This is a genomic window from Microbacterium sp. (assembly GCF_036823965.1).
Taxonomy (GTDB): Bacteria; Actinomycetota; Actinomycetes; order Actinomycetales; family Microbacteriaceae; genus Microbacterium.
In genome coordinates this window covers 614916-641187 of record NZ_DAITBE010000001.1, presented here as the reverse complement: position 1 = coordinate 641187, position 26272 = coordinate 614916, and the positions used below count along the sequence as shown (strand labels likewise).

The window sequence follows — 26272 nt, the reverse complement described above, 5'->3', positions numbered from 1 at the left end:
CCTATGCTGAGCGGGTGAGCACGTTCCAGCCTCCTCGCCCGTGGGTCGCCAGCTACGCCGCCGGTGTCCCGGAAGACCTCGACCCCGTCTCGGGCTCGCTGATCGACATCGTCGCCGCGTCAGCCAGGGACTATCCGGATGCGCCCGCGCTGCAGTTCTTCGAGAAGGAGACGAGCTACGCGCAGCTGCAGGAGGCGATCGACCGTGCGGCGTCCGGTCTCCGTGACCTCGGCGTCCGTGCCGGCGATCCGGTCGCGATCGTGCTGCCGAACTGCCCGCAGCACATCATCGCCTTCTACGCAGTGCTGCGCCTCGGCGCCGTCGTGGTCGAGCACAACCCCCTCTACACCCCGCGCGAGCTGCGCAAGCAGTTCGAGGACCACGGCGCGAAGCATGCGATCGTCTGGAACAAGGTCGTTGCGACCGTGCAGGAGTTCCCAGCAGATCTGGCCGTGTCGTCGCTCGTCTCCGTCGATGTCACGCGCGCGATGCCGTTCCTCACGAGGGTCGCACTACGACTGCCCGTCGCGAAGGCCAGAGAGTCCCGTGCGGCGCTGACCGAGAAGGTCCGCGGCACCGTCACCTGGGATTCGCTGGTGGCATCCGCTCCGCTGCCCGCCTCGCACCCCTCTCCGTCGACCGACGACCTCGCGATCATCCAGTACACGTCCGGCACCACCGGCACTCCGAAGGGCGCGGCGCTCACGCACAGGAATCTGCTCGCGAACGCCGCGCAGGCGAGGGCCTGGGTGCCGTCGATCCAGCGAGGCAAGGGCTGCGTGGTCTACGCCGTGCTGCCGATGTTCCACGCCTACGGCCTCACGCTGTGCCTGACGTTCGCGATGTCGATGGGCGCGCGGCTCGTGCTGTTCCCGAAGTTCGACCCCGACCTCGTGCTCGCCGTGATGAAGAAGCATCCGGCCACGTTCCTGCCGCTGGTCCCGCCGATCGCGGATCGGCTGCTCGCAGCGGCGACCGCGAAGGGCGTCTCCCTGGACGGCGTCGAGGTCGCGATCTCCGGGGCCATGGCGCTGCCGCACGAGCTCGTCGTGCCGTTCGAGGCCGCGACACACGGGTATCTGGTCGAGGGCTACGGCTTGAGCGAATGCTCGCCGGTGCTCATGGCCAATCCGGTCGCAGCGCATCGCGTGCCGGGCACGGTCGGACTCCCGATCCCCGGCACCGAGTGCCGCGTGGTCGATCCGGAGAATCCGACGCAGGATGTGGCGCAGGGGGCTCCTGGCGAGCTTCTGGTGCGGGGCCCGCAGGTGTTCGCCGGCTATTACGGGAAGCCCGAGGAGACCGAGGCGGTCTTCGTCGGCGACTGGTTCCGCACCGGCGACATCGTGACGATCGACGAGGCAGGGTTCGTCCGCATCGTCGACCGCATCAAGGAACTCATCATCACGGGCGGCTTCAACGTCGCCCCGACCGAGGTCGAGAACGCGCTCCGCCAGCATCCGCTGGTCTCGGACGCGGCGGTCGTCGGTCTTCCCAGCGAGCACTCCGGCGAGGAGGTCGTGGCGGCGATCGTCGTGGACGGTGCGAGCGACCTCGACGTGGAGCAGATCCGTGAGTTCACCCGCACGATTCTCACGCCGTACAAGGTGCCGCGCCGCATCTTCGTGGTCGACGAGCTGCCGAAGTCGCTCATCGGGAAGGTGCTGCGTCGTCAGGTCAGGGACAAGCTCCTGTCGCTGACGACCGGTGCGTGAGGACGCCCTCACAGGCGCGAGCGGCCCGAGGGCGCTACCCTTGGGTAGTGACTCCTGAAGATGCAGTGCTGACCGACGCCCCCGAGGACTCCCCCGCGACCCCCGGATTCGAGGAACTCGGCATCACCGGGCCCGTCCTCAAGGCGATCCGTGATCTCGGATACGAGACTCCCTCCCCCATCCAGGCTGCGACGATCCCGACGCTCCTGTCCGGCCGCGACGTCGTGGGCCAGGCCCAGACCGGAACGGGAAAGACCGCGGCGTTCGCGCTTCCCGTGCTCGAGCGCCTCGATGTGGGGCAGAAGATCCCGCAGGCCCTCGTGCTCGCACCGACCCGTGAGCTCGCGCTCCAGGTGTGCGAGGCATTCGAGTCCTACGCGTCGAAGATGAAGGGCGTGCACGTGCTGCCCGTCTACGGCGGCCAGGGATACGGTGTGCAGCTCTCCGCGCTGCGTCGTGGCGTGCATGTGATCGTCGGCACCCCCGGTCGCATCATGGACCACCTCGCCAAGGGCACCCTCGATCTCTCCGAACTCAAGTACCTGGTGCTCGACGAGGCCGACGAGATGCTGAAGATGGGCTTCGCGGAAGACGTCGAGCAGATCCTCGCGCAGACGCCCGAGGAGAAGCAGGTCGCCCTGTTCTCGGCGACCATGCCGCCGCAGATCCGCCGCCTCGCGCAGAAGTACCTGCGCGACCCGGAGGAGATCAGCATCAAGTCGAAGACCGCCACCGGCACGAACATCACGCAGCGCTACCTCGTGGTGTCGTACCAGCAGAAGGTCGACGCGCTCACGCGAATCCTCGAGGTCGAGAACTTCGACGGCATGATCGTCTTCGTCCGCACGAAGAACGAGACCGAGACGCTCGCCGAGAAGCTGCGCGCCCGTGGCTACTCAGCCGCCGCGATCAACGGCGATGTGGCGCAGGTGCAGCGCGAGCGCAGTGTCAATCAGCTGAAGGCCGGCAAGCTCGACATCCTCGTCGCGACCGACGTCGCCGCACGTGGTCTCGACGTCGAGCGCATCAGCCACGTCATCAACTTCGACATCCCGACCGACACCGAGTCGTACGTGCACCGCATCGGTCGCACTGGCCGTGCCGGCCGCAGCGGTGACGCGATCAGCTTCATCACGCCGCGCGAGCGCTACCTGCTCAAGCACATCGAGAAGGCCACGCGTCAGCAGCCGACCCAGATGCAGCTGCCGACCACGGACGACGTGAACACGACGCGCCTCGCGCGATTCGACGATGCGATCACCGCCGCCCTCGGGGATGCAGGCCGCGTCGAGAAGTTCCGCGATGTGATCGCCCACTACGTACGCAACCACGATGTGCCGGAGGCCGACGTGGCAGCCGCGCTCGCGATCGTGGTGCAGGGTGACACGCCTCTGCTCCTCGACCCGTCGGACGACCCGCTCGCGAAGGCACTCGAGGCCGACAACCGTCCGCAGAAGGAGCGCGGTGCACGCGAGCCCCGCGAACCGCGCGCCGAGCGTCGTGGACGCGGCGACTACACCGCGTACCGCATCGAGGTCGGCCGCCGTCACCGTGTCGAGCCGCGCCAGATCGTCGGCGCGCTCGCCAACGAGGGTGGACTCGGACGGGATGACTTCGGCGTCATCAACATCCGTCCCGACTTCTCGACGGTCGAGCTGCCGTCGAACCTGAGCCCCTCGGTGCTGGAGAAGCTGCGCGACACGCGCATCTCCGGTCGACTGATCGAGATCAAGCCGGACCGCGGCCCGGTCGGACGCCGTCCGCGCGACACCGACGGCGGCGACCGTTTCGAGCGCCGCGATCGGGATGACCGTCCTGCCCGCTCAGATCGGGACGAGAAGCCGTTCCGCAAGCCCCGTCACAAGGGCTGAGTGGCGGACGACATTCGATGAGCGGGGCCGGTTCGCCGGCCCCGCTCAGTCGTGTTCTCCGAAGAGTCCGCCGTCGAGCCTGTGGCGGTCACTCTCCTCGCGGGCTACGCCGTACCTCGCGCGAGCTGTGCGGCGACATCGACCAGCTGCTCCGGGTGCACCAGGAGCGCGCGCTGCTCGGGGTTCTCGATGAGATGCGCGAGCAGGCGATGCGCACCGGTGACCGTCGGCGCCCAGTACCCGCCGACGTGGTGACGACTCAGCGGCACGGTCATCGGCTCGCCATCGACCGTGAGAGTCACGGCACCGTCGTCGGGATCCACGCCGAGGTCCGACAGCGCGACCGCCGTCAGCGCACCCAGCACGATGGTCCCCAGGAGCCCGGGCAACCGGAACCTGGTCGTCGGCACATCCATGGCGATCCGCTCGACGCTCGCCCACGACAGGATGCCGCGGCTCTCCGCACCCTCGCGGAGGATCACGGCGTCCGGTGTCAGGCGCAGGTGATTCCTGCCGGGATCCCCGACCGCAAGCGCCTCGGGGACGGCGATCAGCGGTCCGTAGCGCTTCACGATCCGTCTGATGCGACCGGCGGCAGGGCATCCGGGCCCTCGGTCACCAGAAGACGGAACTGCGCTGCATCGAGAATACGCAGACCGAGCTCCTCCGCCTTCGCGAGCTTGGAACCGGCGCCAGGCCCCGCAGCCACGAAGTCGGTCTTCTTGGACACACTCGACGCGGCCTTGCCCCCGGCCTGGATGATGGCCTCCTGGGCGCCATCGCGGGTGTATCCGTCCAGCGAACCCGTCGCGACGACGGTCAGTCCATCGAGCACACCGCCGGCGGCCACGGCGGCGCCAGGACCAGGGTGCCCCGGCGTCGACCACTGCACACCGGCATCCGCCCACGCCTGCACGATCTCCTGATGCCAGTCCACGTCGAACCAGTCCAGCAGCGAATCGGCGATGATGCCGCCGACGCCCTCGACAGCCGCCAATTCCTCGCGGGACGCCGCGCGGATGGCATCGAGCGAGCCGAACCATTGGGCCAGTGCACGGGCGGCGACAGGACCGACATGCCGGATGTTCAATGACACCAGCAGCCGCCACAGCTCCTTGGTCTTCGCCTTCTCGAGCTCGGCGAGCAGGGTCAGCGCCTGCGACGACGGCTGAGCTGCGTGCATGCCCGACTTCTTCTCGGCAGCGGTCGCGTTGCGGCGGAACGGCGCCCGCGTCTTGACGACACCGTCTTCGTCCTCCTTCGGCAGTCCTGTCTCGGCATCACGCACGAACAGCTCGATCGGCACCAGCTGTTCCAGCGTGAGGGCGAACAGCCCGGCCTCGGTGACCAACGGCGGCACCTCCGGCGTCGTCGGCTGCGTGAGCGCCGCCGCGGTGACCTCGCCGAGCGCCTCGACGTCGAGCGCACCGCGGGATCCGATGTGCTCGACGCGTCCGCGAACCTGTGCGGGACACGACCGGGCGTTCGGGCAGCGGAGGTCGATGTCGCCCTCCTTCATCGCCCGCAGCGGTGTGCCGCACTCGGGGCACTCCACCGGCATCACGAACTCGCGCTCGGTGCCATCACGACGCTCGACGACCGGACCGAGAACCTCCGGGATCACATCGCCGGCCTTCCGGAGCACCACCGTGTCGCCGATCAGCACGCCCTTCGCCTTCACGACGTCCTTGTTGTGCAGTGTCGCCTGACGCACGACCGAACCAGCGACCTGGGCCGGCGCCATCACGGCGAACGGCGTCGCACGTCCGGTGCGACCGACCGACACCACGATGTCGAGCAGCTTCGTCTGCACCTCTTCCGGCGGGTACTTGTACGCGATCGCCCAGCGCGGTGCCCGGCTGGTCGCGCCCAGCTCGTCGTGCAGCTCGAGCTCGTCGACCTTCACCACGATGCCGTCGAGCTCATGCTCGATGTCGTGCCGGTGCTCACCGAAGTACTCGACGAAGTCCGTGACCTCGTCGATCGTCGAGCAGACCTTCGTATGCGGGCTCGTCGGCAACCCCCACTCGGAGAGCAGGTCGTAGACCTCGCTCTGCGACGCGACCGGCGGGTTCTGCCACGCACCGACGCCATGGACGTACAGCGCGAGCGACTCGATGCGCAGCATCCCTGCCTCGAGCTCGAGGCCGTCCTTCTTGTCGATCTGCTGACGCAGTCCACCGCTCGCCGCGTTCCGCGGATTCGCGAAGGACGGGAACCGTCGAGCCGCTGCGGTGCGAGCCTTCTCCTCGTCGAACGGCCGCTTCGCACCACCTCTGGCTTCCCAGCGCGCGAGCGCGTCGGCATAGGCGCGCTCACGGAAGTCCGCCTGCGCAGCGTTGAGACGCTCGAACGCGGCGACCGGGATGAAGACCTCGCCGCGGACCTCGACGATCGACGGATGCCCCTCGCCGACCAGTCGCTCAGGGATCTCCGGCAGCCGCAGCGCGTTCTCGGTCACGATCTCGCCGACGCGGCCGTCGCCGCGGGTCGCCGCCGAGGTCAGGCGGCCGTTCTCGTAGCGGAGGTTGATCGCGAGCCCGTCGATCTTCAGCTCCGTCAGCCAGGCGACGTCCCGGCCGGCCGAGGCGCGCGTCTTCGCAGCCCACTCCCGGAGCTCCTCGATCGAGAAGACGTTGTCGAGGCTCAGCATCCGCTCGGCGTGCTCGATCGTGGCGAGGCCGGTCGCCTCTGCGGCACCGACCATCTGCGTCGGCGAGTCCTGCCCCTGCAACTCCGGGTGCAACCGCTCGAGCTCCTCGAGCCGATGCATCCAGCCGTCGTAGGTGAAGTCGTCGACGAGCGAGGTGTCACGCCCGTAGTAGGCGTCCTTCGCCTCGAGGATGCGCGTCGTCAGCGCCTCTGCTTCGGTTCGGGCGTCTTCCAGCGAGATGTTCTCCGGCACCCGGTCAGTCTACGAGCGGTCGCCGACATCAGACCGTCGCGACGCCGTCGACGCAGCAAGCCCGGTAGCGGCCAGGCTCAGACCCCGGCGGGAACCGCCGACACGGTGCGGTCGATCGTGAACTGACCGAGCACACGGGTCGACACGTAGAGCACAGCCGTCTGACCGGGGGCGACGCCGTCGAGCGGCTGATCCGGCACGACCCGCACTCCCTCGGCCGAGACGTACGCGGTCGCCGGCACTGGCTCGGCGTGCGCGCGGATCTGCACCTCGCAGGCGAACTCCGCAGCGGTCGGCGCAGCTCCTGCCCAGCTGAACCGCGCCCCCGAGATCTCCCCGATCGCGAGCGCTTCCTTCGGTCCGACGACGACCGTGTTCGAGACCGGACGCACCTCGAGCACGAACCGCGGCTTCCCATCGGCTGCCGGCACCCCGAGCTTGAGCCCGCGACGCTGGCCCACCGTGAACGCGTGCGCCCCCTCGTGCGAGCCGACGACCTCGCCTGCGCGGTCGACGATCTCTCCGGTGGCTGTGCCGACCTTGTCGGCGAGCCATCCTCGGGTGTCGCCGTCGGGGATGAAGCAGATGTCGTGGCTGTCCGGCTTCTGCGCGACGGTGAGACCGCGCTCGGCGGCCTCGGCGCGCACGACGGCCTTCGACGGCGTCGTGCCGAGCGGGAAGTAGGTGTGCGCGAGCTGCTCAGCGGTCAGCACGCCGAGGACGTAGGACTGATCCTTCGCGTTGTCGGCGGCTCGATGCAGCTCGAGCCCCTGCTCGCCGTCGATGAGCGTCGCGTAGTGACCGGTGCACACGGCATCGAAGCCGAGCTCGATCGCGCGCTCCAGCAACGCTGCGAACTTGATCTTCTCGTTGCATCGCATGCACGGGTTCGGTGTTCGACCGGCCTGGTACTCGGCGATGAAGTCGTCGATCACGTCATCGCGGAACCGCTCCGAGAAGTCCCAGACGTAGAAGGGGATGCCGAGGAGATCGGATGCCCTCCGGGCGTCCATGGCGTCCTCGATCGTGCAGCAGCCGCGGCTGCCGGTGCGGAGCGTCCCGCCGGCACGCGAGAGCGCGAGGTGCACGCCGACCACATCATGACCGGCATCCACGGCACGGGCAGCGGCGACGGCGGAGTCCACTCCCCCGCTCATGGCCGCAAGAATACGCATGGGACCAGTCTACGAGCGCGAAGCTGGACCGGACCCGGATGCCCTGAGGTACGCCTCCCCGATCGCGGCGAGCACGGCGTCCACATCGGCATCCGTCGAAGTGCGGCCCAGCGTGAAACGCAGCACGCTCCTGGCATCGGCATCGTCGCGCCCCATCGCGATCACGACGTGCGAGGGCTCTGCGACACCCGCCTGGCAGGCGGACCCGGTCGAGGCTGCGACGCCTGCGACGTCGAGCAGGAACAGCAGGCTCTCCCCGACCGCCCCGGGAAACAGCACGTGGACATTGCCCGGCAGACGATCGACCGGATCGCCGAGCAACACAGCGGTCGGGACTCGTGTTCGGATGCCGTCGGCGAGCCGATCCCGCAGCACGCGGAGCCTGACACTCTCCGCCTCCCGTTCGGCCTCCGCGAGTTCGAGCGCCGTCGCGAACGCCACCGCACCGGGAACGTCCTGCGTCCCGGCGCGCAATCCGCGCTGCTGCGCACCACCGCGAAGCAGCGCCTCGAGACGAGCGGTTCGAGCCACCACGAGCGCACCGATGCCGACAGGCGCCGCGATCTTGTGCCCGGCCACGCTCAGCGCGACCAGCCCGACGCCCGCTCCCGCATGACCACGCAGTCGACGGAACGACACCGGCACGTGACCCAGTGCCGACACCGCATCCAGGTGCAACGGCACCCCCGCCGCCGCGGCAGCCGCGGAAAGCGCAGCGGCGTCGTTGATCGTGCCGACCTCGTTGTTCGCGATCAGTGCGGTCGCCAGCGCGGCCCCTGGGAGTCGCTCGGCGAACACGACCGGATCGATCCTCGCTTCAGCAGACACCGGCACTGCGCGCACGACGGCGCCGCGGGCCGCGAGGGCGGCGACCGTGTCCATGGTCGCGTGATGCTCGGCATCCGGCAGCACGATCGAGTCGGCACCGTCCCTGCGGGCACTCCAGAGGCCCTGCAGTGCGAGGTTGATCGATTCCGTCCCGCCGGAGGTGAACACGACCTCGATCGGGTCGGAATCGAGCACGGCGGCGACGCGTTCGCGCGCCTCTTCCAGCACCCGGCGAGCATCCTGTCCTGCGCCATGCGTCGACGACGCGTTCCCGACCGTCTCCGAGGCCGCGAGCCACGCGTCCCGCGCTTCGGGGCGCAGCGGAGTCGTCGCCGCGTGATCGAGGTAATGCCGCATGCCTCCATGCTCCCTCATTTCGCGACGCCCGAGGCGTGCACGTCTGTGCACCGCTGTCCGGACAGGCAGCTCACGCCCTCTAGGGTGTATTCATGCCCGCGACCCGAGACTTCACCGCGCCCGGCGGAACCGCGCTCGACAACCTCGGCGTGCGTCTGCACGACGGTGTCGGCACGCTCCGCGTCTGGTCGCAGAACGCCGCATCGGTCGAGCTCGTCGTGTTCGACGCCACCGATCTCGATTGGGCAACGGATCAGATCGCGCTCGATCGCCTGCCCGGCGGCATCTGGGAGGTCACCACCCCCCTGCTGCAGGCCGGCACCAGATACGCGATCCGTGTGGGCGGCCCGCACGGACCGGGCAACACCTTCAACCCGGAGACGATGCTCCTCGACCCGTACGCCCGCGGCCTGGCACAGGGCGACGGCTACGAGGAGTGGCGCAGCGTCGTCATCGTGGACGGTTTCGACTGGGGCGACTCGCAGAAGCCTCGGGTGCCGCTCGACCGAACGATCATCTACGAGGGTCATCTGAAGGGCCTCACCAAGCGGCACCCCGGCGTCCCGCCGGCGCTGCACGGAACCTACGCAGGGCTCGCGCATCCCGCGATGATCGAGCACTTCCACTCCATCGGCATCACCTCGGTCGAACTGCTCCCAGTGCATGCCTTCGTGCCGGAGCCGCGGCTCCTCGAGCGCGGGCTCACCAACTACTGGGGTTACAACACCCTCAACTTCTTCACACCGCACACGGCATACGCGACCGACGAGGCCCGCAAAGAAGGCCCCGAGGCGGTGCTCGCCGAGTTCAAGGGCATGGTGCGGCTGCTGCACGAGGCCGGGCTCGAGGTCATCCTCGATGTGGTCTACAACCACACCTCCGAGGAGGGCATCGGCGGACCGCGCTCGAGCCTTCGGGGCATCGACAATGCGAGCTACTACCGGCAGGACGACTCCGGCATCTACATCGACACCACCGGCTGCGGCAACACGCTGAACACCGCGACGGATGCCGGCGCGAGGCTCGTGCTGGACTCGCTGCGCTACTGGGCGCAGGAGATGCAGATCGACGGCTTCCGGTTCGACCTGGCCACCGCGATCGCCCGCGACGGGGCGCACACCTACACACCGGAGCACCCGCTGCTCACCGCGATCGCGAACGATCCGGTGCTGCGCGACACGAAGCTCATCGCCGAGCCGTGGGACGTCGGCCTCGGCGGCTGGCACACCGGAAACTTCCCTGCAGGATGGCACGAGTGGAACGACCGCTACCGCGATCGCGTTCGCAACTTCTGGCTGAGCGACATCGACTACGCGCGGCGAGCATCCGCACCGGTGGGTATCGGCGGCTTCGCCACCAGGCTCGCCGGATCATCGAACACATTCAGCGACGAACGAGGTCCGCTGGCGAGCGTGAACTTCGTCACGGCGCACGACGGCTTCACGCTGCACGACCTGGTGTCCTACGACGTCAAGCACAACGAGGCCAATGGCGAGCAGAACCGCGACGGCGCCGATATGAACCGCGCGTTCAACCACGGCGTCGAGGGCCCGACCGACGACCCGGCGATCCTGTCCGCGCGCCGCAAGGCCATGCGCAACCTGCTCGGCACGCTGCTGCTCTCCGCCGGCATCCCGATGCTGACGGCGGGCGACGAGGTCGGACGCACGCAGCGAGGGAACAACAACGCCTACGCACAGGACTCCGCGCTCACCTGGCTCGGCTGGGAGTTCGAGCCGTGGCAGGACGACCTCAGAGCCCACGTGACACGGCTGATCCAGCTGCGCGCGGAGAATCCGGCCCTGCGACCCAGTCGATACGCGCGCCTGGGAGAGCACATCCCCAACGCCTCGGTGATGGACTGGTTCGACCAGAACGGCGAGACGATGGAGAGCAGCCACTGGAACGATCCGCGAAATCGGACGCTGCAGTACGTGGCCGCCTCCACGCCGGAGAACGAGGAGTACAACCGCATCCTCCTGATCGTCCACGGCACGGAGTCGCCGATCGACGTCACGCTGCCGGAGGAGATCGAGGACGCGACCCGATTCGTGTCGCTCTGGTCGAGCGCCGATGATCGCCCGTCCGAGAACGGCGAGGTCTTCGCACCCGGCGACGTCCTGCCGATCCCCGGCACCTCGATGCGCCTGTTCCGGGTGGAGTGACGCCTCTGCAGCCGAATCGACGTAAGGGGTGCCGACGCACCCTGTCAAGTCGTTTCCGCAGGTCGCCACGGGCGGTACATTCGGGGTGTGGCTGCACGTAGTGGTACCCGGTCCTCAGTTCTTCGGAGCTCCGCCCAGATCCCGACGCGCCCCCTGGGCAGCGCCGGCAACCTCGACACCGACGGCATCGACACGAGAGCGGGCCGCATCCCGCTGCTCGACGGCACTCCGGCGGTGCCAGGCGGCTATCCCGCCAAGGCATTCGTCGGCGAAGTCGTCCCGTTCACCGTCGTCTCGTTCCGCGAGGGGCACGACGCGATCGGCGTGCATCTGCGTCTGACATCGCCGGACGGCGAGCAGTCCCTGCACCGACTCGCGCCGCTCGCAGATGGCACGGATCGCTGGGCCGCAGAGGTCCTGATCGACCAGCAGGGAACCTGGACATTTCGCTTCGAGGGCTTCGCCGACGACTTCGCCACGTGGGCGCATGCCGCCTCGCTGAAGGTCGCGGCCGGCGTGGACGTGCCGGTGATGGGCGCACTCGGCGCAGAGATCCTGACCCGCGCGGCGGCCGAGACGGATCGACCGGCAGCGCAGCGCAGACGCCTGAAGGCGGATGCCGAGACGCTCAGCCTCGGCGAAGCGGAGACGACTCTCGCCCTCTCCCTCGACGCGAGCCTGGCCGCCGTCTTCGCGGAACGCCCGGTGACGTCGCTGCGCGCCGCGAGCGCCGAACAGCGGCTGCTCGTCGACCGGACTGCCGCAGGCGTCGCGGCCTGGTACGAGTTCTTCCCGCGGTCGGAGGGTGCCAAGCGCCTCAAGGACGGCACCGTGAAGAGCGGCACGTTCCGCACTGCGGCCAAGCGACTGCCCGGCGTCGCGGCGATGGGCTTCGACGTCCTCTACCTCGTGCCGATCCATCCGATCGGCCTCAGCAATCGCAAGGGACGCAACAACACGCTGACCACCGAGCCCGGTGATCCCGGCTCGCCCTACGCGATCGGTGCTGCCGACGGCGGGCACGACGCGATCCATGCCGAGCTCGGCACGGCGCAGGACTTCCGCGCGTTCGTGCGCGCGGCGCAGAAGGTCGGCCTCGAGGTCGCACTCGACCTCGCGCTGCAGGCATCGCCGGATCACCCGTGGGTCGCCGAGCACCCGGAGTGGTTCACGACGCTGCCGGACGGCTCGATCGCCTACGCCGAGAACCCGCCCAAGAAATACCAGGACATCTACCCGCTGAACTTCGACAACGATCCGGCGGGCATCTACGCCGAGATGCTGCGCATCGTGCAGCACTGGGTCGCTCAGGGGGTCAAGACCTTCCGCGTCGACAATCCGCACACGAAACCGCTGCAGTTCTGGGAGTGGCTGATCGCGACCGTCAACGCGCAGGATCCCGACGTGATCTTCCTCGCCGAGGCCTTCACGCGCCCTGCCGTGATGCGCTCGCTCGCAGCAGTGGGATTCCAGCAGAGCTACAGCTACTTCACGTGGCGCAACACCAAGGACGAGCTGGAGGAGTTCCTCACCTCGGTGTCGCAGGAGACGAGCGACTACATGCGCCCGAACCTCTTCGTGAACACGCACGACATCCTCACCGAGTACCTGCAGTTCGGGGGCCGCGCCGCCTACCGGATCCGAGCGTGCATCGCGGCCACCGCTGCTCCGCTGTGGGGCGTGTACGCCGGCTACGAGCTCATCGAGAACGTCGCCCGTCCTGGCTCGGAAGAGAACATCGACAACGAGAAGTACGAGTTCAAGTTCCGAGATTGGGAGGGCGCAGAGGAACGCGGCGAATCGCTCGCTCCCCTCCTGCGGCGGCTCAATGCCATCCGCCACGAGCATCCGGCCCTCCGACAGCTGCGCAACTTCCGCGCGCACTGGAGCGACGACGACGCAGTGCTGGTCTACAGCAAGCATCTCGATGCGGCGTTCACCGGTACCGGCACGCACGACACCATCATCGTCGTCGCGAATGTCGATCCGCACTCCGTGCGGGAGACCACTGTCCACCTCGACACGACCGTCTGGGGCGTGCCCAACGGAACCCCGTTCGAGGTCGAGGATCTGCTCACCGGCGAAGTCTGGACCTGGGCGGATCACAACTACGTACGGCTCGACGCATTCGCCGAACCCGTGCACATCCTGAAGGTGAGGGAACGAGCATGAGTTCCATCGAGGACATCACTGCATCCGCCGAGTGGGAGGCCGTCGCAGGCGGATCCCACCACGAACCGCATGCGGTGCTCGGCGCCCATCCGGTGACGGATGCCGCTGACCGCAAGGCCACCGTCATCCGTGCTCGTCGACCGCTGGCAGCATCCGTCGCGGCGGTGTTCTCCGACGGGAGCCGCCTTGAGCTCGAGCACGCCGCGCACGGGATCTGGGAGGCGCGCCACGACGGTCCGCCCGTCCCGTACCGTCTGGCGACCGCCTACGGCGATGACGAGGAGACGATCGCAGGAGACCCGTATCGGCATCTCCCGACGCTGGGAGAGCTCGACGTCCACCTGATCGCCGAGGGACGCCATGAGCGCCTCTGGGAGGCGCTGGGAGCCCACCGGCGCACCGTCGGGGGCGAAGACGGCGTCGCGTTCGCCGTCTGGGCCCCCAACGCCACCGCCGTGCGCGTGGTGGGCGATCACAACGGCTGGAACGGCGAAGCCCACGCCATGCGCTCGATGGGCGTGAGCGGCCTCTGGGAGCTGTTCATCCCGGGGCTCGCTGCCGGCAGCAAGTACAAGTTCCAGATCCGCACCCGAGACGGCCACTGGATCCTGAAGGCGGATCCGATGGCCCTGAGCGCAGAAGTGCCGCCGTCGACAGCCTCGGTCGTGGCGACGTCGACGCACGACTGGTCGGACGGCGCCTGGATGACACGCCGGGCCGCGACCCACGCGGTCGCGCAGCCGCTGTCGATCTACGAGATCCACCTCGGGTCGTGGCGCGGCGGACTCGGATACCGCGACGCCGCCGAGCCGCTGATCGAGCATGTGCTCGAGACCGGCTTCACCCACGTCGAGTTCATGCCGCTCGCCGAGCACCCCTTCGGCGGATCCTGGGGCTACCAGGTGAGCGGGTACTACGCGCCGACGAGCCGTTTCGGAAGCCCGGACGACCTGCGCTACCTGATCGACCGTCTGCACCAGGCAGGCATCGGCGTGATCATGGACTGGGTCCCGGGTCATTTCCCGAAGGATGCGTTCGCGCTCGCGCGCTTCGACGGCCAGCCGCTGTACGAGCACCCGGACCCGCGGCGCGGAGAGCACCAGGACTGGGGCACGCTGATCTTCGACTACGGCCGCTCGGAAGTGCGCAACTTCCTGGTGGCGAACGCGCTGTACTGGTTCAGCGAGTTCCACGTCGACGGGCTCCGCGTCGACGCCGTCGCGTCGATGCTCTACCTCGACTACTCCCGCAACGCCGGCGAGTGGGAACCGAACATCCACGGCGGTCGCGAGAACCTCGAAGCGATCCGCTTCCTGCAGGAGGTCAACGCAACGGCCTATCGGCTGCACCCCGGCATCATGATGATCGCCGAGGAGTCGACGAGCTTCCCAGGGGTCACGGCACCGACCGACCACGCCGGGCTCGGCTTCGGCTTCAAATGGAACATGGGGTGGATGAACGACTCGCTCCAGTACATCGAGCGCGACCCCATGTACCGCGCGCACCACGAGGGCGAGATGACCTTCTCGTTCGTGTACGCGTTCGGCGAGAACTACCTGCTGCCGATCAGCCACGACGAGGTGGTGCACGGCAAAGGCAGTCTGATCTCGAAGATGCCGGGCGACCACTGGCACCAGCTCGCCAACGTGCGCTCGTACCTGGCGTACATGTGGGGCCACCCCGGCAAGAAGCTGCTCTTCATGGGGCAGGAGTTCGGCCAGCTCGCCGAATGGTCCGAGGGACGTGAGATCGACTGGTGGCTGCTCGACCAGCCGTCGCACCGCCAGCTGCAGAGCTTCGTGGGGGCGCTGAACCAGACGTACCGCGCGCAGGCGCCGCTCTGGGTTCGCGACAACGACGCGTCCTCGTTCACCCGACTCGGCGCACCGAGCTGGAACCCGACCGTCATCGCGTTCGAGCGTCGCGACGCCCACGGCGGGCGCCTCGTCGTCATCAGCAACTTCGCGGGCGTCGAGCACGCCGGCTATCGTCTGGCACTCCCCCGCGAGGGCGTGTGGGAAGAGATCCTCAACTCCGACGCCGGCGAGTACGGCGGACGCGGTTCAGGCAACCTCGGCATGGTGATCGCACACCAGGAGGGGGACGCCGCGGTCGCCACGCTGACCCTGCCTGCGCTGTCGACGCTGTGGCTGCGCTACCAGGGCGATCCGCACGTGCCGACGATCAGCCACGGCTGATCAGCACGCCCTCAGAACAGCAGCGAGGTGAGGCGGTTCCGCGCGGCGATGACGCGCGGGTCCGCTGCACCGATCAGCCCGAAGAGCTCGACCAGTCGCTCTCGTACCGGGGTGCGCTCATCGACGGGGAGCTGCGGGAACAGGTCGAGCAGCCTGCCGAACGCGTCGTCGACGTGGCCACCGGCGAGGTCGAGGTCTGCGACGTCGAACTGCGCCTGCACGTCGAGCGGCGCGGCGGCCGCGGCAGCTCGCGCTGCCTGGAGCTCGAGCCCCTGCACACGGTGCAGCAGCCGAACCTGACCGAGACCGGCGATCGCATCCTCATCGCGCGGGTTCTCTGCGAGTGCCTTCTCGTAGGCAGCGATCGCGGCAGCGTAGTCGCCACTCTCGATCGCAGCGAACGCCTCGGCGTGCAGCGGCGGCAGCTCCGGCTCTGCGGGTGCCTCGTCGACAGCGGCATCAGCGCCGCCGACCGGAAGCGTCCCGGAGACGCCGTTCTGCGCCGCGACCTGCAGCAGCTGGGCGAAGACCTCGCGCACCTGCTCCTCCGGCACTGCCCCGGTGAACATCGGGACCGGCTGACCGGCGATCAGCGCGACGACCATCGGGATGGACTGCGCACGGAAGCTCTGCGACAGCTGCGGGTTCGCATCGACGTCGACTTTCGCGAGCAGCACGCGTCCGCCGTACTCGCGCGTGACCTTCTCGATGATCGGACTCAGCTGCTTGCACGGACCGCACCATTCGGCCCACAGGTCCACGACGACCGGAACCGTCCGGGATATCTCCAGGATCTGACCGAAGGTCGCATCCGTGGCATCGACGACGACGTCGCCGACCGGCTGCTGCGGTGCGCCGACGCCCGCCACCGGAGCCCCGGGGGCCGGACGGTTGCGGAGGCTCGAGAGGTCGACAGCCCCACGGAGGGCTGCTGGGGAAATATCGGTCACTTGATCACCTTCACGGAGACGAGGTCCTGACGGACGGCGAGGAGTCGGATCTGCTCGGATGAGCCCTGGGCCGGCACCGAGAAGAAGAGCTGGAATTCGTAGGTGGTCTCGACGCCCTTGGCGGACTCGGAGACACCGGTCAGCGCCTTCGCCTGCGCGTTGTCGCCGAATCGGATCACGGCATCTGCGGAGGTCGGGGCGATCGTCTCGGCATCGGTGAGCGCCACGCTGACGATCGCACCACTGTCGAGCGTGGTCATCGAGACAGGCGCGTCAGCGGTCGGTGCCATGTCGAATGCAGCGGACGACGTCTCGGCGGCTCCGTTGTCTGCGAGCGTCTGCACCACGGCCTGACGGCTGTCACGGATCGACGTCGCGAGCGCGAGTGCCTGCTCGTCGAAGAGCCCGTAGGAGGCGCTGGTCTCACCGGTGTCCACGACATCGGCGAACGCAGCGGCGAGGTCGGCAGGCGGCACGCTGAGGAACGCGGAGTCAGCGGGAACAAGCGAGGTGCCGAGCCAGGAGGCCGCGACCTCGGGAAGCGCGACATCGGCGGACATCTCGGCGATGTTCGACACCTTGTACTTCGACCACGGGTCCTGCTGGGTGGCGGTGAGGATCACCGGCGGGACGGTGTCATCGCTCGTGCTCTTCGAGAGCAGCAGCACCGTGCGCGGCCAGCGATCTGTGGCCTCAGGCAGCACGACCTCGACCTTGTCGGTCGGGATCGCGGCCGGCGGCGTGGTCTCGGGAAGTGCCGTGCGCAGGGCGTACTCGGTCGTGCGCGCCGTCAGCGCCGGGCCGTCGAGACGAGTCGACGCGAGGTCGATGTCCAGCGTCGTGTCGGCCTCGACGAGCGTCGCTGAGATGTCGTTCAGGATGCGCGTCGCCTGCGACTCGGTCACGGCCGGCGGCTTCTGGTTGTCGGGCGCGATCACAGTCGGCGTCGGCGAGGGAGTCGCCGCAGGGTCCGTCAGCTGCGGCCAGGATTCGGCGGAGCATCCGGCCGCGAGCAGCACGGTGACGCCGAGGGCGGGAAGCGCGAGCAGACGCAGACGTCGACGCTTCGGGCGCCGTGCGCGCACCGAGCGCTGTGTGCCTGCATCCTTCTCCTCGTCCACGATCTCCGCGTCCTCCACGTCGTCCGGCGCCTTCGCGGGCGCGTCGTTCTTCGGGGCATCGAGTGCGGCACGCTCGCTCGGCGGCAGTGCGGCGACGTCGATGGGTTCCGTGACCGGCAGCGGACCAGGGCCCTTGCGCCGCGGACCACGGCCACGACGCTGGTGCCGGATGCCGAGGATGTAGAGGATCAGGCCGACCAGCAGCACCGCGCCACCGGCCGCCATGAGCGGTCCTGCGAGCGGCGTGGTGGTGTCGAGCGGCCAGGAGACCACGACGTCGTCGGGAGCGCTCTTCGTGCCGTCGTAGGCGACCAGGACGCTGACGCCCTCCGGGAGCTGCATGTTGTCGGCGATCAACCTGTCCGTGTCGCTGAACGAGTCGAGCCAGAGGTCGGAGCCGATGGGGTTCCGCGCGACGGGGTCATCCGCCGGCGCCTCGGTACCGTCGGTCGGCTCCTCGGTCTCGGTCGCGGCAGGCTCCTGCTGGGCGGCGACGTGCTCGACATCGAGTTCGTCATCATCGCCGACCGTCACGTGGTTGTAGTCGGAATCGGCGAGCCACGCCTGCATGTCGGCCGTCCGACCGTACGCGGCGAAGATCTCGCCGTCGCCGCGGATCAGCAGGTTCTGAGCACCGGGATGGCTGCGCAGCACATCGCCGTCCATGAGCAGGAATGGCGCCGGCTCCGCGACCTCGACCCTCGTCTGCTCGGAGGACGGACCCATGAAGATGGTTCGCTGAGCGATACCGGCTCCGATGAGCACTGCAGCCAGCACGAAGGCCACAACGGCCCATACGAAACGCACGAATAGTCTCCTCACGCGTCACGGACTGCCGTCCAGACGCAACACTCGACATTCCAGACTAGCGAAAACCAGCTGTGTGTTGCCCACAAGCTGGTTCGCGTGCGCCGCGCACGGCACGTCGCGGGGTGCCGTGGCCACCTCCTCGGTAGCCTGGCAGCAGCCGTACCGAGGAGCTCAGATGAAGATTCACAACCCCTTCCGCACCGCCCTCGTGGCGACGCTCGGCGTTGGTCTGGGCATCCTGCTCATCGGCAGCGTCGAGAACCTGTCGACGGTGCTCCTGTATGTCGGCACCGCGCTGTTCCTCAGCCTCGGGCTCGACCCGCTGGTCACGTTCCTCGAGCGACGCAGGCTTCCGCGCTGGCTCGCAGTGCTGGTCACCATCCTCGGCGTGCTCGCCGTCTTCGTCGGCATCATCCTGATCGTCATCCCGGTCCTCGTGGAACAGATCTCGCAGCTGGTGACCGAGATCACGGCGATCGTGCAACGGCAGACCCTGCTCGACGACATCCGGGACTGGATGGTCGGCACCTTCCCCAATCTCAAGGTGGATGACGTCTTCGCGTACGTCTCCGACTGGCTGACCACGAACATCGCCTCGATCGGCGGGTCGATCGGTCAGGGAGTGCTGGCTGCGAGTGGCGCGGTGCTCGCCGGCATGTTCGGCGCATTCATCGTGTTGATCCTCACGATCTACCTGACCGCCTCCACGCCCTCGCTCAAGCGCGCCGTCTACCAGCTCGCACCGGCATCCAAGCGCGAGCGCTTCATCGACCTCGCGGACCAGATCACGGACTCCGTCGGTTACTACGTGATGGGGCAGGTCTCGCTCGGCGTCATCAACGGCATCCTCAGCGCGATCTACCTGTCGATCATCCAGGCGCCGTTCCCCGCCGTGCTCGCCGTGATCGCGTTCTTCTTCTCGCTGATCCCACTCGTCGGCACCCTGACCGGGTCGACGTTGATCGTGCTGATCTGCCTGATCCCAGGCCTCGGGTCGCCGCAGACCGCACTGGCTGCAGCGATCTACTACCTGATCTACATGCAGATCGAGGCGTACGTGATCTCGCCGCGCATCATGAGCCGAGCGGTGTCCGTACCCGGAGCGGTCGTCGTCGTGGCAGCCCTCGCCGGTGGCAGCCTGCTCGGACTCCTCGGCGCACTGATCGCCATCCCGGTGGCAGCCAGCATCCTGATCATCTACCGCCAGGTGCTCATCCCGCGGATGAACGAACTCTGACAGCGATGCTCAATCCGCCGCCGGCCAGTGCGTGGCGAGCGGCAGTGCAGCGGGGTTCACGGCCGCGACGATCTCCGTGAGCACCCGACGCGTCTGGGTCTCGCCGACCCAGAGGTGCTTCCCGCCCTCGACCGCGATCAGCGTGGCCTGCGGAATCGAGGCGAATCGTGCGGTCGCCTCCGCCGGACGCAGATAGTCGTCGAACTCCGGCACGAGCACCACGACGGGCACGTGGGTCTCAGCCCAGGCGGCCACCTCCGCGTCCGTCGCTCGATGCAACGGCGGCGACAGCAGGATCACTCCCTCGATGTCGTGCTGCCGTCCGTACTTCAGCGCGAGTTCGGTGCCGAAGGACCAGCCGAGCAGCCAGGGCCGAGGAAGGGACCGCTCCGTGACGAACGCCATTGCGGCCGCGACGTCGAACTGCTCGGCCGCGCCCCCGTCGAAGGCGCCGTCGCTGGTGCCTCGCGGGGAAGTCGTGCCACGGGTGTTGAAGCGGAGGACCGCGAGGTCGGCCAGCGCGGGGAGACGGCCGGCGGCCTTGCGCAGGATGTGCGAGTCCATGAATCCGCCGGCGGTGGGGAGCGGATGCAGGGTGACCAGCGTCGCCACCGGCGCACCGCTCTCCGGCTGCGCCAGCTCGCCGACAAGGCTCAGCCCGTCCGCCGTCTCCAGGACGATGTCCTCACGTCGAGCGGGAAGCTCGATCGGTCCGCGGATCTCGATGCTCACGCCATCCTCCAACAGTGTGTGTGCCAGTGTCTGCGAGCTGCCAGGTCGGCGGCGTCGCCCAGCACGCCGTCCGCCCTCCACGCGACCAGATGAGCGGTGCCCTCGACGATCTGCCTGCCGCAGCCAGGGCAGAGGTATTCCTTCTGCGCCTGCGCGGCAGAGACCGGCTGCACGGTCCATTCCGTGCCACGACGGGTCTCGGAGCGCTTCCAGCCGGCGATCAGCCGATCGAGCGAGTCTTCAGTGTCAGGGCGCGCCTGAGGCCGGCGTCGGGAGCGGGGCATGGCACCGGCTCACCACCAGTGGTTGTTGGTCCAGAAGTTGTACGCGCCGGCCCAGCTGCCGTATCGCCCGGTGGCGTAGCCGGTCGCCCAGCGAAGGTTGTCGACCGGGTCGTAGCCATTCCCAGGCACCTTGCTGCACGGAAGCGCCTGGACCAGACCGCACGCACCGGAGGACTTGTTGGTGGCGTTCGGGTTCCAGCCGCTCTCACGCGACACGATGTAGTCGACGTATCCCTGATCCGCGGCCGCGATGCCGGCTGCAGACATCCACTCGGCGGGCGCGCCTCCGCCCGTGTAGAAGAGCGGTCCGCCTCCGCCGGTGCTGGTGCCCGAGTTCGACTTCTTCGTGGTCGAAGCGGGCTCGGGCGGCGGCGTCGGCTTCGGGGTCACATAGACCTCGAAGGTGCCTCGCGCGATGGGCGCGATGTCGGCGCCCTCCACGGTCACGGTCAGATTCTGCGTGTCCTCGAGCGCGGCGGAGTACGCGGACTCCGGTGAATCGGGCGAGACCGGATCTGCCAGCGCGATACCGGTCGGAGCGACGATCGCGCCGGCGAATCCGACGACGGCGAGAGACGCGAAGACGCCGACCACGCCGCGCCGGCGTGACCAGCGGCGGGTGCCGGAGCGCGACGGACGAGCCATCGCTGTCGGCACCAGCGCGGCATCGCTTCGTTCAGGAGTCATGTCGTTTCGGGAGTTCACGATGAAGGACAGTCTACGCACTGCCGCCTGAGACGGCCATGGGAGCGGTCAACGCACTGCCAGGATGACGTCGATGGTCGCGTCGAGCAGGGCATCCACCTGCTCCTCACGGTACCCACCGCGCTGCATTCGGAAGGCCGCTGAGCGCAGCTGCTCGGCGGAGAGCGGCTCGCCGTCGCGCAGGTAGCGAAGGATCCTCGTGGTCACGTGGTCGACCTCGTCGATCCGGTACCCGAAGGTCAGCACCCCGGTTCGCGCGAACCGGTGGCGACGCGGGCGGGTCAGGTGATCGAGGATCACCTGCGCATCCTCGCGCGCCTCCTCGACCCATGCACCGGCACCACGGGTGCGGACGACTCGTTCCCGTTCGCGGGCGGCGAAAGCGTCCTCCACGCGGCCGAGCGCCGCATCGACATCGCTGACGACGTAGCCGTTCTTCACGAGAGGGAACGATGCCGTCCTGACGTCGGCGGCGTCGAGCTGCTCTCCCCCGGTCTCGAACTCCCGTCGTGCAGACGCGAGGAACGTGTCCACCGCGGCGCGGTGGTATCCCAGCGTCCGTCCGCTCGTGAGCGCGAACGCCGGAGGCGCCTGCGGTTCGGTCTCGTCGAGTGATCGTTCGGTCATCACAACACCACCCAGGGTGAGAAGAGGAAATAGAGAGCCAGGGCGGGAATCGTCGACGGCAGGATGCTGTCCAGCCGGTCGAGCAGGCCGCCGTGGCCGGGGAGCCAGGAGCTCATGTCCTTGATGCCGATGTCGCGCTTCAGCATCGACTCGCCGAGGTCGCCGAGCGTCGCCGTCAGCAGGATCGATGCCCCGAACACGAGCCCCATCCACCACGGCAGATCGAGCAGGAACAGGGCGAGCAGGACGCCGGCGATCAAGGATGCTGCGACCGCGCCGGCGAAGCCCTCCCAGGTCTTCTTGGGGCTGATCTTCGGAGCCATCGGATGACGACCGAACGCCAGACCTGCCGCGTATGCACCGGTGTCAGCCGCGACGGCGACGGCGATGAATCCGAGCACCCACCACTGGCCGCCCTCCTGCTTCAGCAGGATCAGCGCCACGCCGGCGAGGAACGGGACGTAGATCTGCACGAATCCGCCGACGATCGCATCCGCCAGGACGTCGCCGTACGTGCGGCCGTCCTTCTCGATCATCTGCGACATCAGACGCCAGACGATCACGAACGCGACGGCCAGGAACAGCATGATCCAACACAGCCAGATCTCGGCGAAGTACGCCGAGAGCACGAGCAGTGTGGCAGCGATCAGCTGCGGGACGACGTCGACGCGACGACCAGCGGATCGCAGCGCGCGGGACAGTTCCCACACGCCGAGCAGCGCAGCCGCGAGGGCGAAGGGAACGAACAGGATCTTGATGAACAGGAGCGAGCCGAGCAGCGCTGCCCCGAAGGCCAGGCCGATCAGGATGGCGAGGATGAGGTCGCGTCCGGTCCGCTCCTTGATCCGCTCGTTCGCCTGATCGAGCTGATCCCGGGCATACGACACGTGCGTTCCGAGCTCGTCACGGGCAGCCCGCCATTGCTCGCGGATCGCGTTGTGATCCGCTGTGTCGAGCAGGTCGATCGCGGGTCCTTCGACGCCACCGCCGTTCACGGCGCTCGCCGGCATCGGAGGACGCGGCGGGATGCTGGTGGTGTCGAACCCAGGGAACGCCGCGTCAGCCAGCGGCGCACCCGCGTCGGGGACGGCCTGCTGGCGCGAGTCTCCTCGCGCCGGCTTGCCCTCCTCGGCGTCTCGCGTGTCGTCGGACATCGCCATTACACCTCGAGGAGTTCGGCCTCTTTGCGCTTGAGCGCGTCGTCGATGAGGTCGACGTGCTGGCGGGTCAGAGCATCGAGCTCCTTCTCGCCACGGGCGATCTCGTCTTCGCCCAGCTCGCTCTTCAGCGCGTCCAGCTCGTCCTTGGACTTGCGGCGGATGCCACGCACGTGCACCTTCGCGTCCTCTGCTTTGGTCTTGACGAGCTTCACGTACTCCTTGCGACGATCGGCCGTGAGTTCGGGCATCGTCACGCGCACCAGATTGCCGTCGTTGGTCGGGTTCGCCCCGAGGTTCGGCATGTCGCGGATGGCCTGCTCGATGGCCTTCAGCGCCGACTTGTCGTAGGGCGTGATGATGAGCGTACGGGCTTCCTGGTTCGCCATGGAGGCGAGCTGCCCGATCGGCGTCGGCGTGCCGTAGTAGTCGACGAGCACCTTCTGGAAGAGCTGCGGGTTCGCACGACCGGTGCGCACCGTGGAGAAGTCCTCCTTGGCAGCTTCGACCGCCCGGTTCATACGAGTGGTGGTTTCAGCGAGGACGTCCGCGATCACGGTGACTCCTATCGTCGGGGTGTTCTGCAAATTCTATCGGGCGAAGTCATCTCCGCCGTGTCACACGCTCAGGCGGTGACGAGTGTGCCGATCGGCTCGCCGAGGAGCGCACGGGTGACATTGCCCGCCGGTTCCATGCCGAAGACGCGCATGTCCATGCTGTTGTCCATGCACAGGCTGAAAGCGGTGGAGTCGACGACCTTGAGACCGCGCTGCAGCGCATCGCGGTAGGTGACCCGCTCGATGCGCTCAGCGTCGGCGTGCTTGTTCGGGTCGGCGGTGTAGATCGCATCGACGCCGTTCTTGGCGACGAGCACCTCATCCGCGCCGATCTCGAGTGCACGCTGCGCGGCGACCGTGTCGGTGGAGAAGTACGGGAGACCTGCGCCCGCACCGAAGATCACGACGCGACCCTTCTCGAGGTGACGCTCGGCCCGGCGCGGGATGTACGGCTCGGCGACCTGAGTCATCGAGATGGCAGACTGCACGCGGGTGGCGGCGCCGGCCTGCTCGAGGAAGTCCTGCAGGGCGAGGGCGTTCATGACGGTGCCCAGCATGCCCATGTAGTCGGCGCGTCCGCGGTCCATGCCGCGCTGGCTGAGCTCGGCCCCGCGGAAGAAGTTGCCGCCGCCGACGACGATGGCGACCTCGACGCGGTCGACCGCTGCTGCGATGTCACGTGCGATCTGGGAGACGACGTCGGGGCTGACCCCCAGCTGACCGGCTCCGAAAGCCTCACCGGAGAGCTTGAGAAGGACGCGGCGGCGTCCGGTTCGTTCAGTCATATCAGGGGGTGTCCTCTCGTCCCGATTCAAGATAGTGCCTTGTGGGCATGAAGAAGGGGTTCGGATCTCGACGATCCGAACCCCTTCGACTCTGCTACGCGCCGACCTTGAAGCGCGCGAAGTCCGTCACGGTGATACCGGCGTCCTTCGCCACCTGGGCGACAGAGAGCTTGTTGTCCTTCGCATAGTCCTGCTCGAGCAGGGCGACCTGCTTGATGAACGCGGACACGCGACCTTCGACGATCTTCGGGAGAGCCGCTTCCGGCTTGCCCTCGTTGCGGGAGATCTCGGTGACGATCTCGCGCTCCTTCTCGACAGCCTCGGTCGGCACGTCCTCACGGGACAGGTACGACGGGTTGGCGAACGAGATGTGCTGCGCGATGCTGCGAGCGGTCTCGGCGTCGTCACCCGTGTAGGCGACGACGACACCGATCTGCGGCGGCAGGTCCTTGCTCGTGCGGTGCAGGTAGACCTCGACCTTGTCGCCGGTCACCGTGCGCACACGACGCAGTTCGACCTTCTCGCCGATGATGGCTGCCTCTTCCGAGATCAGCTGCTCGACGGTCTGGCTGCCTGCCTCGGCGGCAAGGCCTGCTTCGACGGAGTCGGCCTTGATGGCGGACACCGCGTCGGCGACCTTCTCGGCCAGCGTGATGAAGCGGTCGTTCTTGGCGACGAAGTCCGTCTCGCAGGCGAGCTCGATCAGCGTCACAGCGCCGTCCTGCTCACGAGCGACGATCAGTCCCTCGCTGGTGGAACGGTCGGCACGCTTCGCGTTGCCCTTGGCACCCTTGAGACGCAGGATCTCGGTGGCCTTCTGGACGTCGCCGTCAGCCTCCTCGAGCGCCTTCTTGGTGTCGACCATTCCGGTTCCGAGCTGCTCACGCAGCGCCTTGAGGTCGGCGATGGTGAAGTTGGCCATGTGTGGTGGCTCCTTGCTTGGTTCTAAATGTGTGTACGAGGGGATTACTTGGCGTCTGCGGCCTCGGCTGCGGCGACCTCAGCGGTCTCCTGACCGGAAGCAGCGGCGATGGCCTCGTCGTGCGCCTCGGCACCGGCCTCGTCAGCAGCGGTCTCGTCGGCGGCGGGCGTCTCGACGACAGCAGCCTCGTCGGCGGCCGGCTCGACAGCGGCGGCGTCAGCGGACTCCTGGACGGGGGTCTCGAGAAGCTCCTTCTCCCACTCGGCCAGCGGCTCTGCGTCGCCCGACTCCGGGTTGTGCTTCTGCTGCAGGCCCTCGGCAGCGGCGTCGGCGATGATGCGCGTCAGCAGCGAGACGGAGCGGATCGCGTCGTCGTTGCCGGGGATCGGGTACTGGAAGTCGTCCGGGTCGGCGTTCGTGTCGAGGATGCCGATCACGGGGATGCCGAGCTTCTTGGCCTCGTCGATCGCGAGGTGCTCACGCTTGGCGTCGACGACCCAGATGGCCGAAGGCGTCTTCGTGAGGTTGCGGATACCGCCGAGCGACTTGTGCAGCTTGTCGAGCTCGCGCTTCTTGAGCAGGAGCTCCTTCTTCGTGAAGCCGCTGTTCGCGGGGACCTCGTAGTCGAGCTCCTCGAGCTCCTTCATGCGTGCGAGACGCTTGGAGATCGTCTGGAAGTTGGTGAGGAGTCCACCGAGCCAGCGCTGGTTCACGAAGGGCTGGCCGACGCGCGTCGCCTGCTCGGCGAGGATCTCCTGCGCCTGCTTCTTGGTGCCGACGAAGAGGATCGTGCCACCGTGGGCGACGGTCTCCTTGACGAAGTCGTAGGCCTTGTCGATGTAGCCGAGCGACTGCTGCAGGTCGATGATGTGGATGCCGCTGCGCTCGGTGAGGATGAAGCGCTTCACCTTCGGGTTCCACCGGCGAGTCTGGTGTCCGAAGTGCACGCCGCTGTCGAGCAGCTGGCGGATGGTGACCACAGCCATGGTCGTCTCCTTG

At 68.1% G+C, this 26272-nt stretch carries 21 protein-coding genes; 6 read left to right on the top strand and 15 right to left on the bottom strand.

The features are described 5' to 3' along the window. Window positions 1-14: 14 nt before the first annotated feature. On the top strand, window positions 15-1715 hold the full coding sequence (locus V7Z82_RS03095; protein ID WP_334147865.1) for a long-chain-fatty-acid--CoA ligase: 1701 nt from the start codon (window positions 15-17) through the stop codon (window positions 1713-1715). A 47-nt stretch (window positions 1716-1762) separates the two neighbouring features. Then, complete coding sequence (locus V7Z82_RS03090; protein ID WP_442927570.1) at window positions 1763-3586, top strand: DEAD/DEAH box helicase; 1824 nt, start codon at window positions 1763-1765, stop codon at window positions 3584-3586. 104 nt (window positions 3587-3690) lie between these two features. Here V7Z82_RS03090 and V7Z82_RS03085 read toward each other — a convergent pair whose 3' ends face one another. The 4 genes from V7Z82_RS03085 to V7Z82_RS03070 form a co-directional block, all read right to left on the bottom strand. After that, on the bottom strand, window positions 3691-4158 hold the full coding sequence (locus V7Z82_RS03085) for a hypothetical protein (RefSeq protein WP_334147863.1): 468 nt from the start codon (window positions 4156-4158) through the stop codon (window positions 3691-3693). Then, complete coding sequence (gene ligA, locus V7Z82_RS03080) at window positions 4155-6491, bottom strand: NAD-dependent DNA ligase LigA (protein WP_334147860.1); 2337 nt, start codon at window positions 6489-6491, stop codon at window positions 4155-4157. The genes V7Z82_RS03085 and ligA overlap by 4 nt, the downstream gene beginning before the upstream one ends. Window positions 6492-6568: 77 nt before the next feature. Next, entirely contained in the window at window positions 6569-7666 is a 1098-nt protein-coding gene (gene mnmA / locus V7Z82_RS03075) for a tRNA 2-thiouridine(34) synthase MnmA (protein WP_334147858.1), read from the bottom strand. Window positions 7667-7675: 9 nt separating this feature from the next. Continuing rightward, window positions 7676-8851, bottom strand: coding sequence for a cysteine desulfurase family protein (locus V7Z82_RS03070; RefSeq protein ID WP_334147856.1), 1176 nt, complete (start codon window positions 8849-8851; stop codon window positions 7676-7678). 92 nt (window positions 8852-8943) lie between these two features. Here V7Z82_RS03070 and glgX point away from each other — a divergent pair, with 92 nt between their 5' ends. The 3 genes from glgX (at window position 8944) to glgB (ending at window position 15386) form a co-directional block, all read left to right on the top strand. Continuing rightward, on the top strand, window positions 8944-11016 hold the full coding sequence (glgX, locus tag V7Z82_RS03065; protein ID WP_334147854.1) for a glycogen debranching protein GlgX: 2073 nt from the start codon (window positions 8944-8946) through the stop codon (window positions 11014-11016). An 87-nt stretch (window positions 11017-11103) separates the two neighbouring features. Beyond that, a complete protein-coding gene (locus V7Z82_RS03060; RefSeq protein ID WP_334147852.1) occupies window positions 11104-13188 on the top strand; it encodes an alpha-1,4-glucan--maltose-1-phosphate maltosyltransferase in 2085 nt (694 codons plus the stop codon). Beyond that, the gene (glgB, locus tag V7Z82_RS03055) at window positions 13185-15386 is read left to right on the top strand and encodes a 1,4-alpha-glucan branching protein GlgB (protein ID WP_334147850.1); all 2202 of its coding nucleotides are present in this window, start codon (window positions 13185-13187) and stop codon (window positions 15384-15386) included. The genes V7Z82_RS03060 and glgB overlap by 4 nt, the downstream gene beginning before the upstream one ends. Before the next feature lie 11 nt (window positions 15387-15397). Here glgB and V7Z82_RS03050 read toward each other — a convergent pair whose 3' ends face one another. Both V7Z82_RS03050 and V7Z82_RS03045 read right to left on the bottom strand, forming a co-directional pair. Next, a complete protein-coding gene (locus V7Z82_RS03050; RefSeq protein ID WP_334147848.1) occupies window positions 15398-16336 on the bottom strand; it encodes a tetratricopeptide repeat protein in 939 nt (312 codons plus the stop codon). After that, on the bottom strand, window positions 16333-18264 hold the full coding sequence (locus tag V7Z82_RS03045; protein WP_334147846.1) for a glycosyl transferase: 1932 nt from the start codon (window positions 18262-18264) through the stop codon (window positions 16333-16335). Before V7Z82_RS03045 ends, V7Z82_RS03050 begins: the two co-directional genes overlap by 4 nt. A 178-nt stretch (window positions 18265-18442) precedes the next feature. Here V7Z82_RS03045 and V7Z82_RS03040 point away from each other — a divergent pair, with 178 nt between their 5' ends. Beyond that, on the top strand, window positions 18443-19504 hold the full coding sequence (locus tag V7Z82_RS03040) for an AI-2E family transporter (RefSeq protein WP_334147843.1): 1062 nt from the start codon (window positions 18443-18445) through the stop codon (window positions 19502-19504). Window positions 19505-19513: 9 nt separating this feature from the next. Here V7Z82_RS03040 and V7Z82_RS03035 read toward each other — a convergent pair whose 3' ends face one another. The 9 genes from V7Z82_RS03035 to rpsB form a co-directional block, all read right to left on the bottom strand. After that, the gene (locus tag V7Z82_RS03035; RefSeq protein WP_334148325.1) at window positions 19514-20230 is read right to left on the bottom strand and encodes an alpha/beta hydrolase; all 717 of its coding nucleotides are present in this window, start codon (window positions 20228-20230) and stop codon (window positions 19514-19516) included. A 2-nt stretch (window positions 20231-20232) separates the two neighbouring features. Continuing rightward, a complete protein-coding gene (locus tag V7Z82_RS03030) occupies window positions 20233-20520 on the bottom strand; it encodes a hypothetical protein (protein ID WP_334147841.1) in 288 nt (95 codons plus the stop codon). A gap of 9 nt (window positions 20521-20529) precedes the next feature. After that, window positions 20530-21207 (bottom strand): transglycosylase SLT domain-containing protein, encoded by a 678-nt coding sequence (locus V7Z82_RS03025; protein WP_334147839.1) that lies wholly within the window; start codon window positions 21205-21207, stop codon window positions 20530-20532. A 66-nt stretch (window positions 21208-21273) separates the two neighbouring features. Then, entirely contained in the window at window positions 21274-21852 is a 579-nt protein-coding gene (locus tag V7Z82_RS03020) for a DivIVA domain-containing protein (RefSeq protein ID WP_334147835.1), read from the bottom strand. Next, the gene (locus V7Z82_RS03015; protein WP_334147833.1) at window positions 21852-23006 is read right to left on the bottom strand and encodes a phosphatidate cytidylyltransferase; all 1155 of its coding nucleotides are present in this window, start codon (window positions 23004-23006) and stop codon (window positions 21852-21854) included. Before V7Z82_RS03015 ends, V7Z82_RS03020 begins: the two co-directional genes overlap by 1 nt. A gap of 5 nt (window positions 23007-23011) precedes the next feature. Further along, the gene (gene frr / locus V7Z82_RS03010; protein WP_045280371.1) at window positions 23012-23566 is read right to left on the bottom strand and encodes a ribosome recycling factor; all 555 of its coding nucleotides are present in this window, start codon (window positions 23564-23566) and stop codon (window positions 23012-23014) included. A gap of 68 nt (window positions 23567-23634) precedes the next feature. Continuing rightward, window positions 23635-24351 (bottom strand): UMP kinase, encoded by a 717-nt coding sequence (gene pyrH, locus V7Z82_RS03005; protein WP_017830711.1) that lies wholly within the window; start codon window positions 24349-24351, stop codon window positions 23635-23637. A 94-nt stretch (window positions 24352-24445) separates the two neighbouring features. After that, entirely contained in the window at window positions 24446-25273 is an 828-nt protein-coding gene (tsf, locus tag V7Z82_RS03000; protein ID WP_045280372.1) for a translation elongation factor Ts, read from the bottom strand. Window positions 25274-25317: 44 nt separating this feature from the next. Continuing rightward, complete coding sequence (rpsB, locus tag V7Z82_RS02995) at window positions 25318-26259, bottom strand: 30S ribosomal protein S2 (protein ID WP_334147823.1); 942 nt, start codon at window positions 26257-26259, stop codon at window positions 25318-25320. Between the last annotated feature and the right edge of the window lie 13 nt (window positions 26260-26272).

Coding starts and splice junctions, on each gene's coding strand:
- mnmA (WP_334147858.1), bottom strand. CDS start 7,666: ATGCGTATTCTTGCGGCCATGAGCGGGGGAGTGGACTCCGCCGTCGCC.
- V7Z82_RS03070 (WP_334147856.1), bottom strand. CDS start 8,851: ATGCGGCATTACCTCGATCACGCGGCGACGACTCCGCTGCGCCCCGAA.
- glgX (WP_334147854.1), top strand. CDS start 8,944: ATGCCCGCGACCCGAGACTTCACCGCGCCCGGCGGAACCGCGCTCGAC.
- glgB (WP_334147850.1), top strand. CDS start 13,185: ATGAGTTCCATCGAGGACATCACTGCATCCGCCGAGTGGGAGGCCGTC.
- V7Z82_RS03040 (WP_334147843.1), top strand. CDS start 18,443: ATGAAGATTCACAACCCCTTCCGCACCGCCCTCGTGGCGACGCTCGGC.
- V7Z82_RS03030 (WP_334147841.1), bottom strand. CDS start 20,520: ATGCCCCGCTCCCGACGCCGGCCTCAGGCGCGCCCTGACACTGAAGAC.
- V7Z82_RS03025 (WP_334147839.1), bottom strand. CDS start 21,207: ATGACTCCTGAACGAAGCGATGCCGCGCTGGTGCCGACAGCGATGGCT.
- V7Z82_RS03020 (WP_334147835.1), bottom strand. CDS start 21,852: ATGACCGAACGATCACTCGACGAGACCGAACCGCAGGCGCCTCCGGCG.
- V7Z82_RS03015 (WP_334147833.1), bottom strand. CDS start 23,006: ATGTCCGACGACACGCGAGACGCCGAGGAGGGCAAGCCGGCGCGAGGA.
- pyrH (WP_017830711.1), bottom strand. CDS start 24,351: ATGACTGAACGAACCGGACGCCGCCGCGTCCTTCTCAAGCTCTCCGGT.
- tsf (WP_045280372.1), bottom strand. CDS start 25,273: ATGGCCAACTTCACCATCGCCGACCTCAAGGCGCTGCGTGAGCAGCTC.
- rpsB (WP_334147823.1), bottom strand. CDS start 26,259: ATGGCTGTGGTCACCATCCGCCAGCTGCTCGACAGCGGCGTGCACTTC.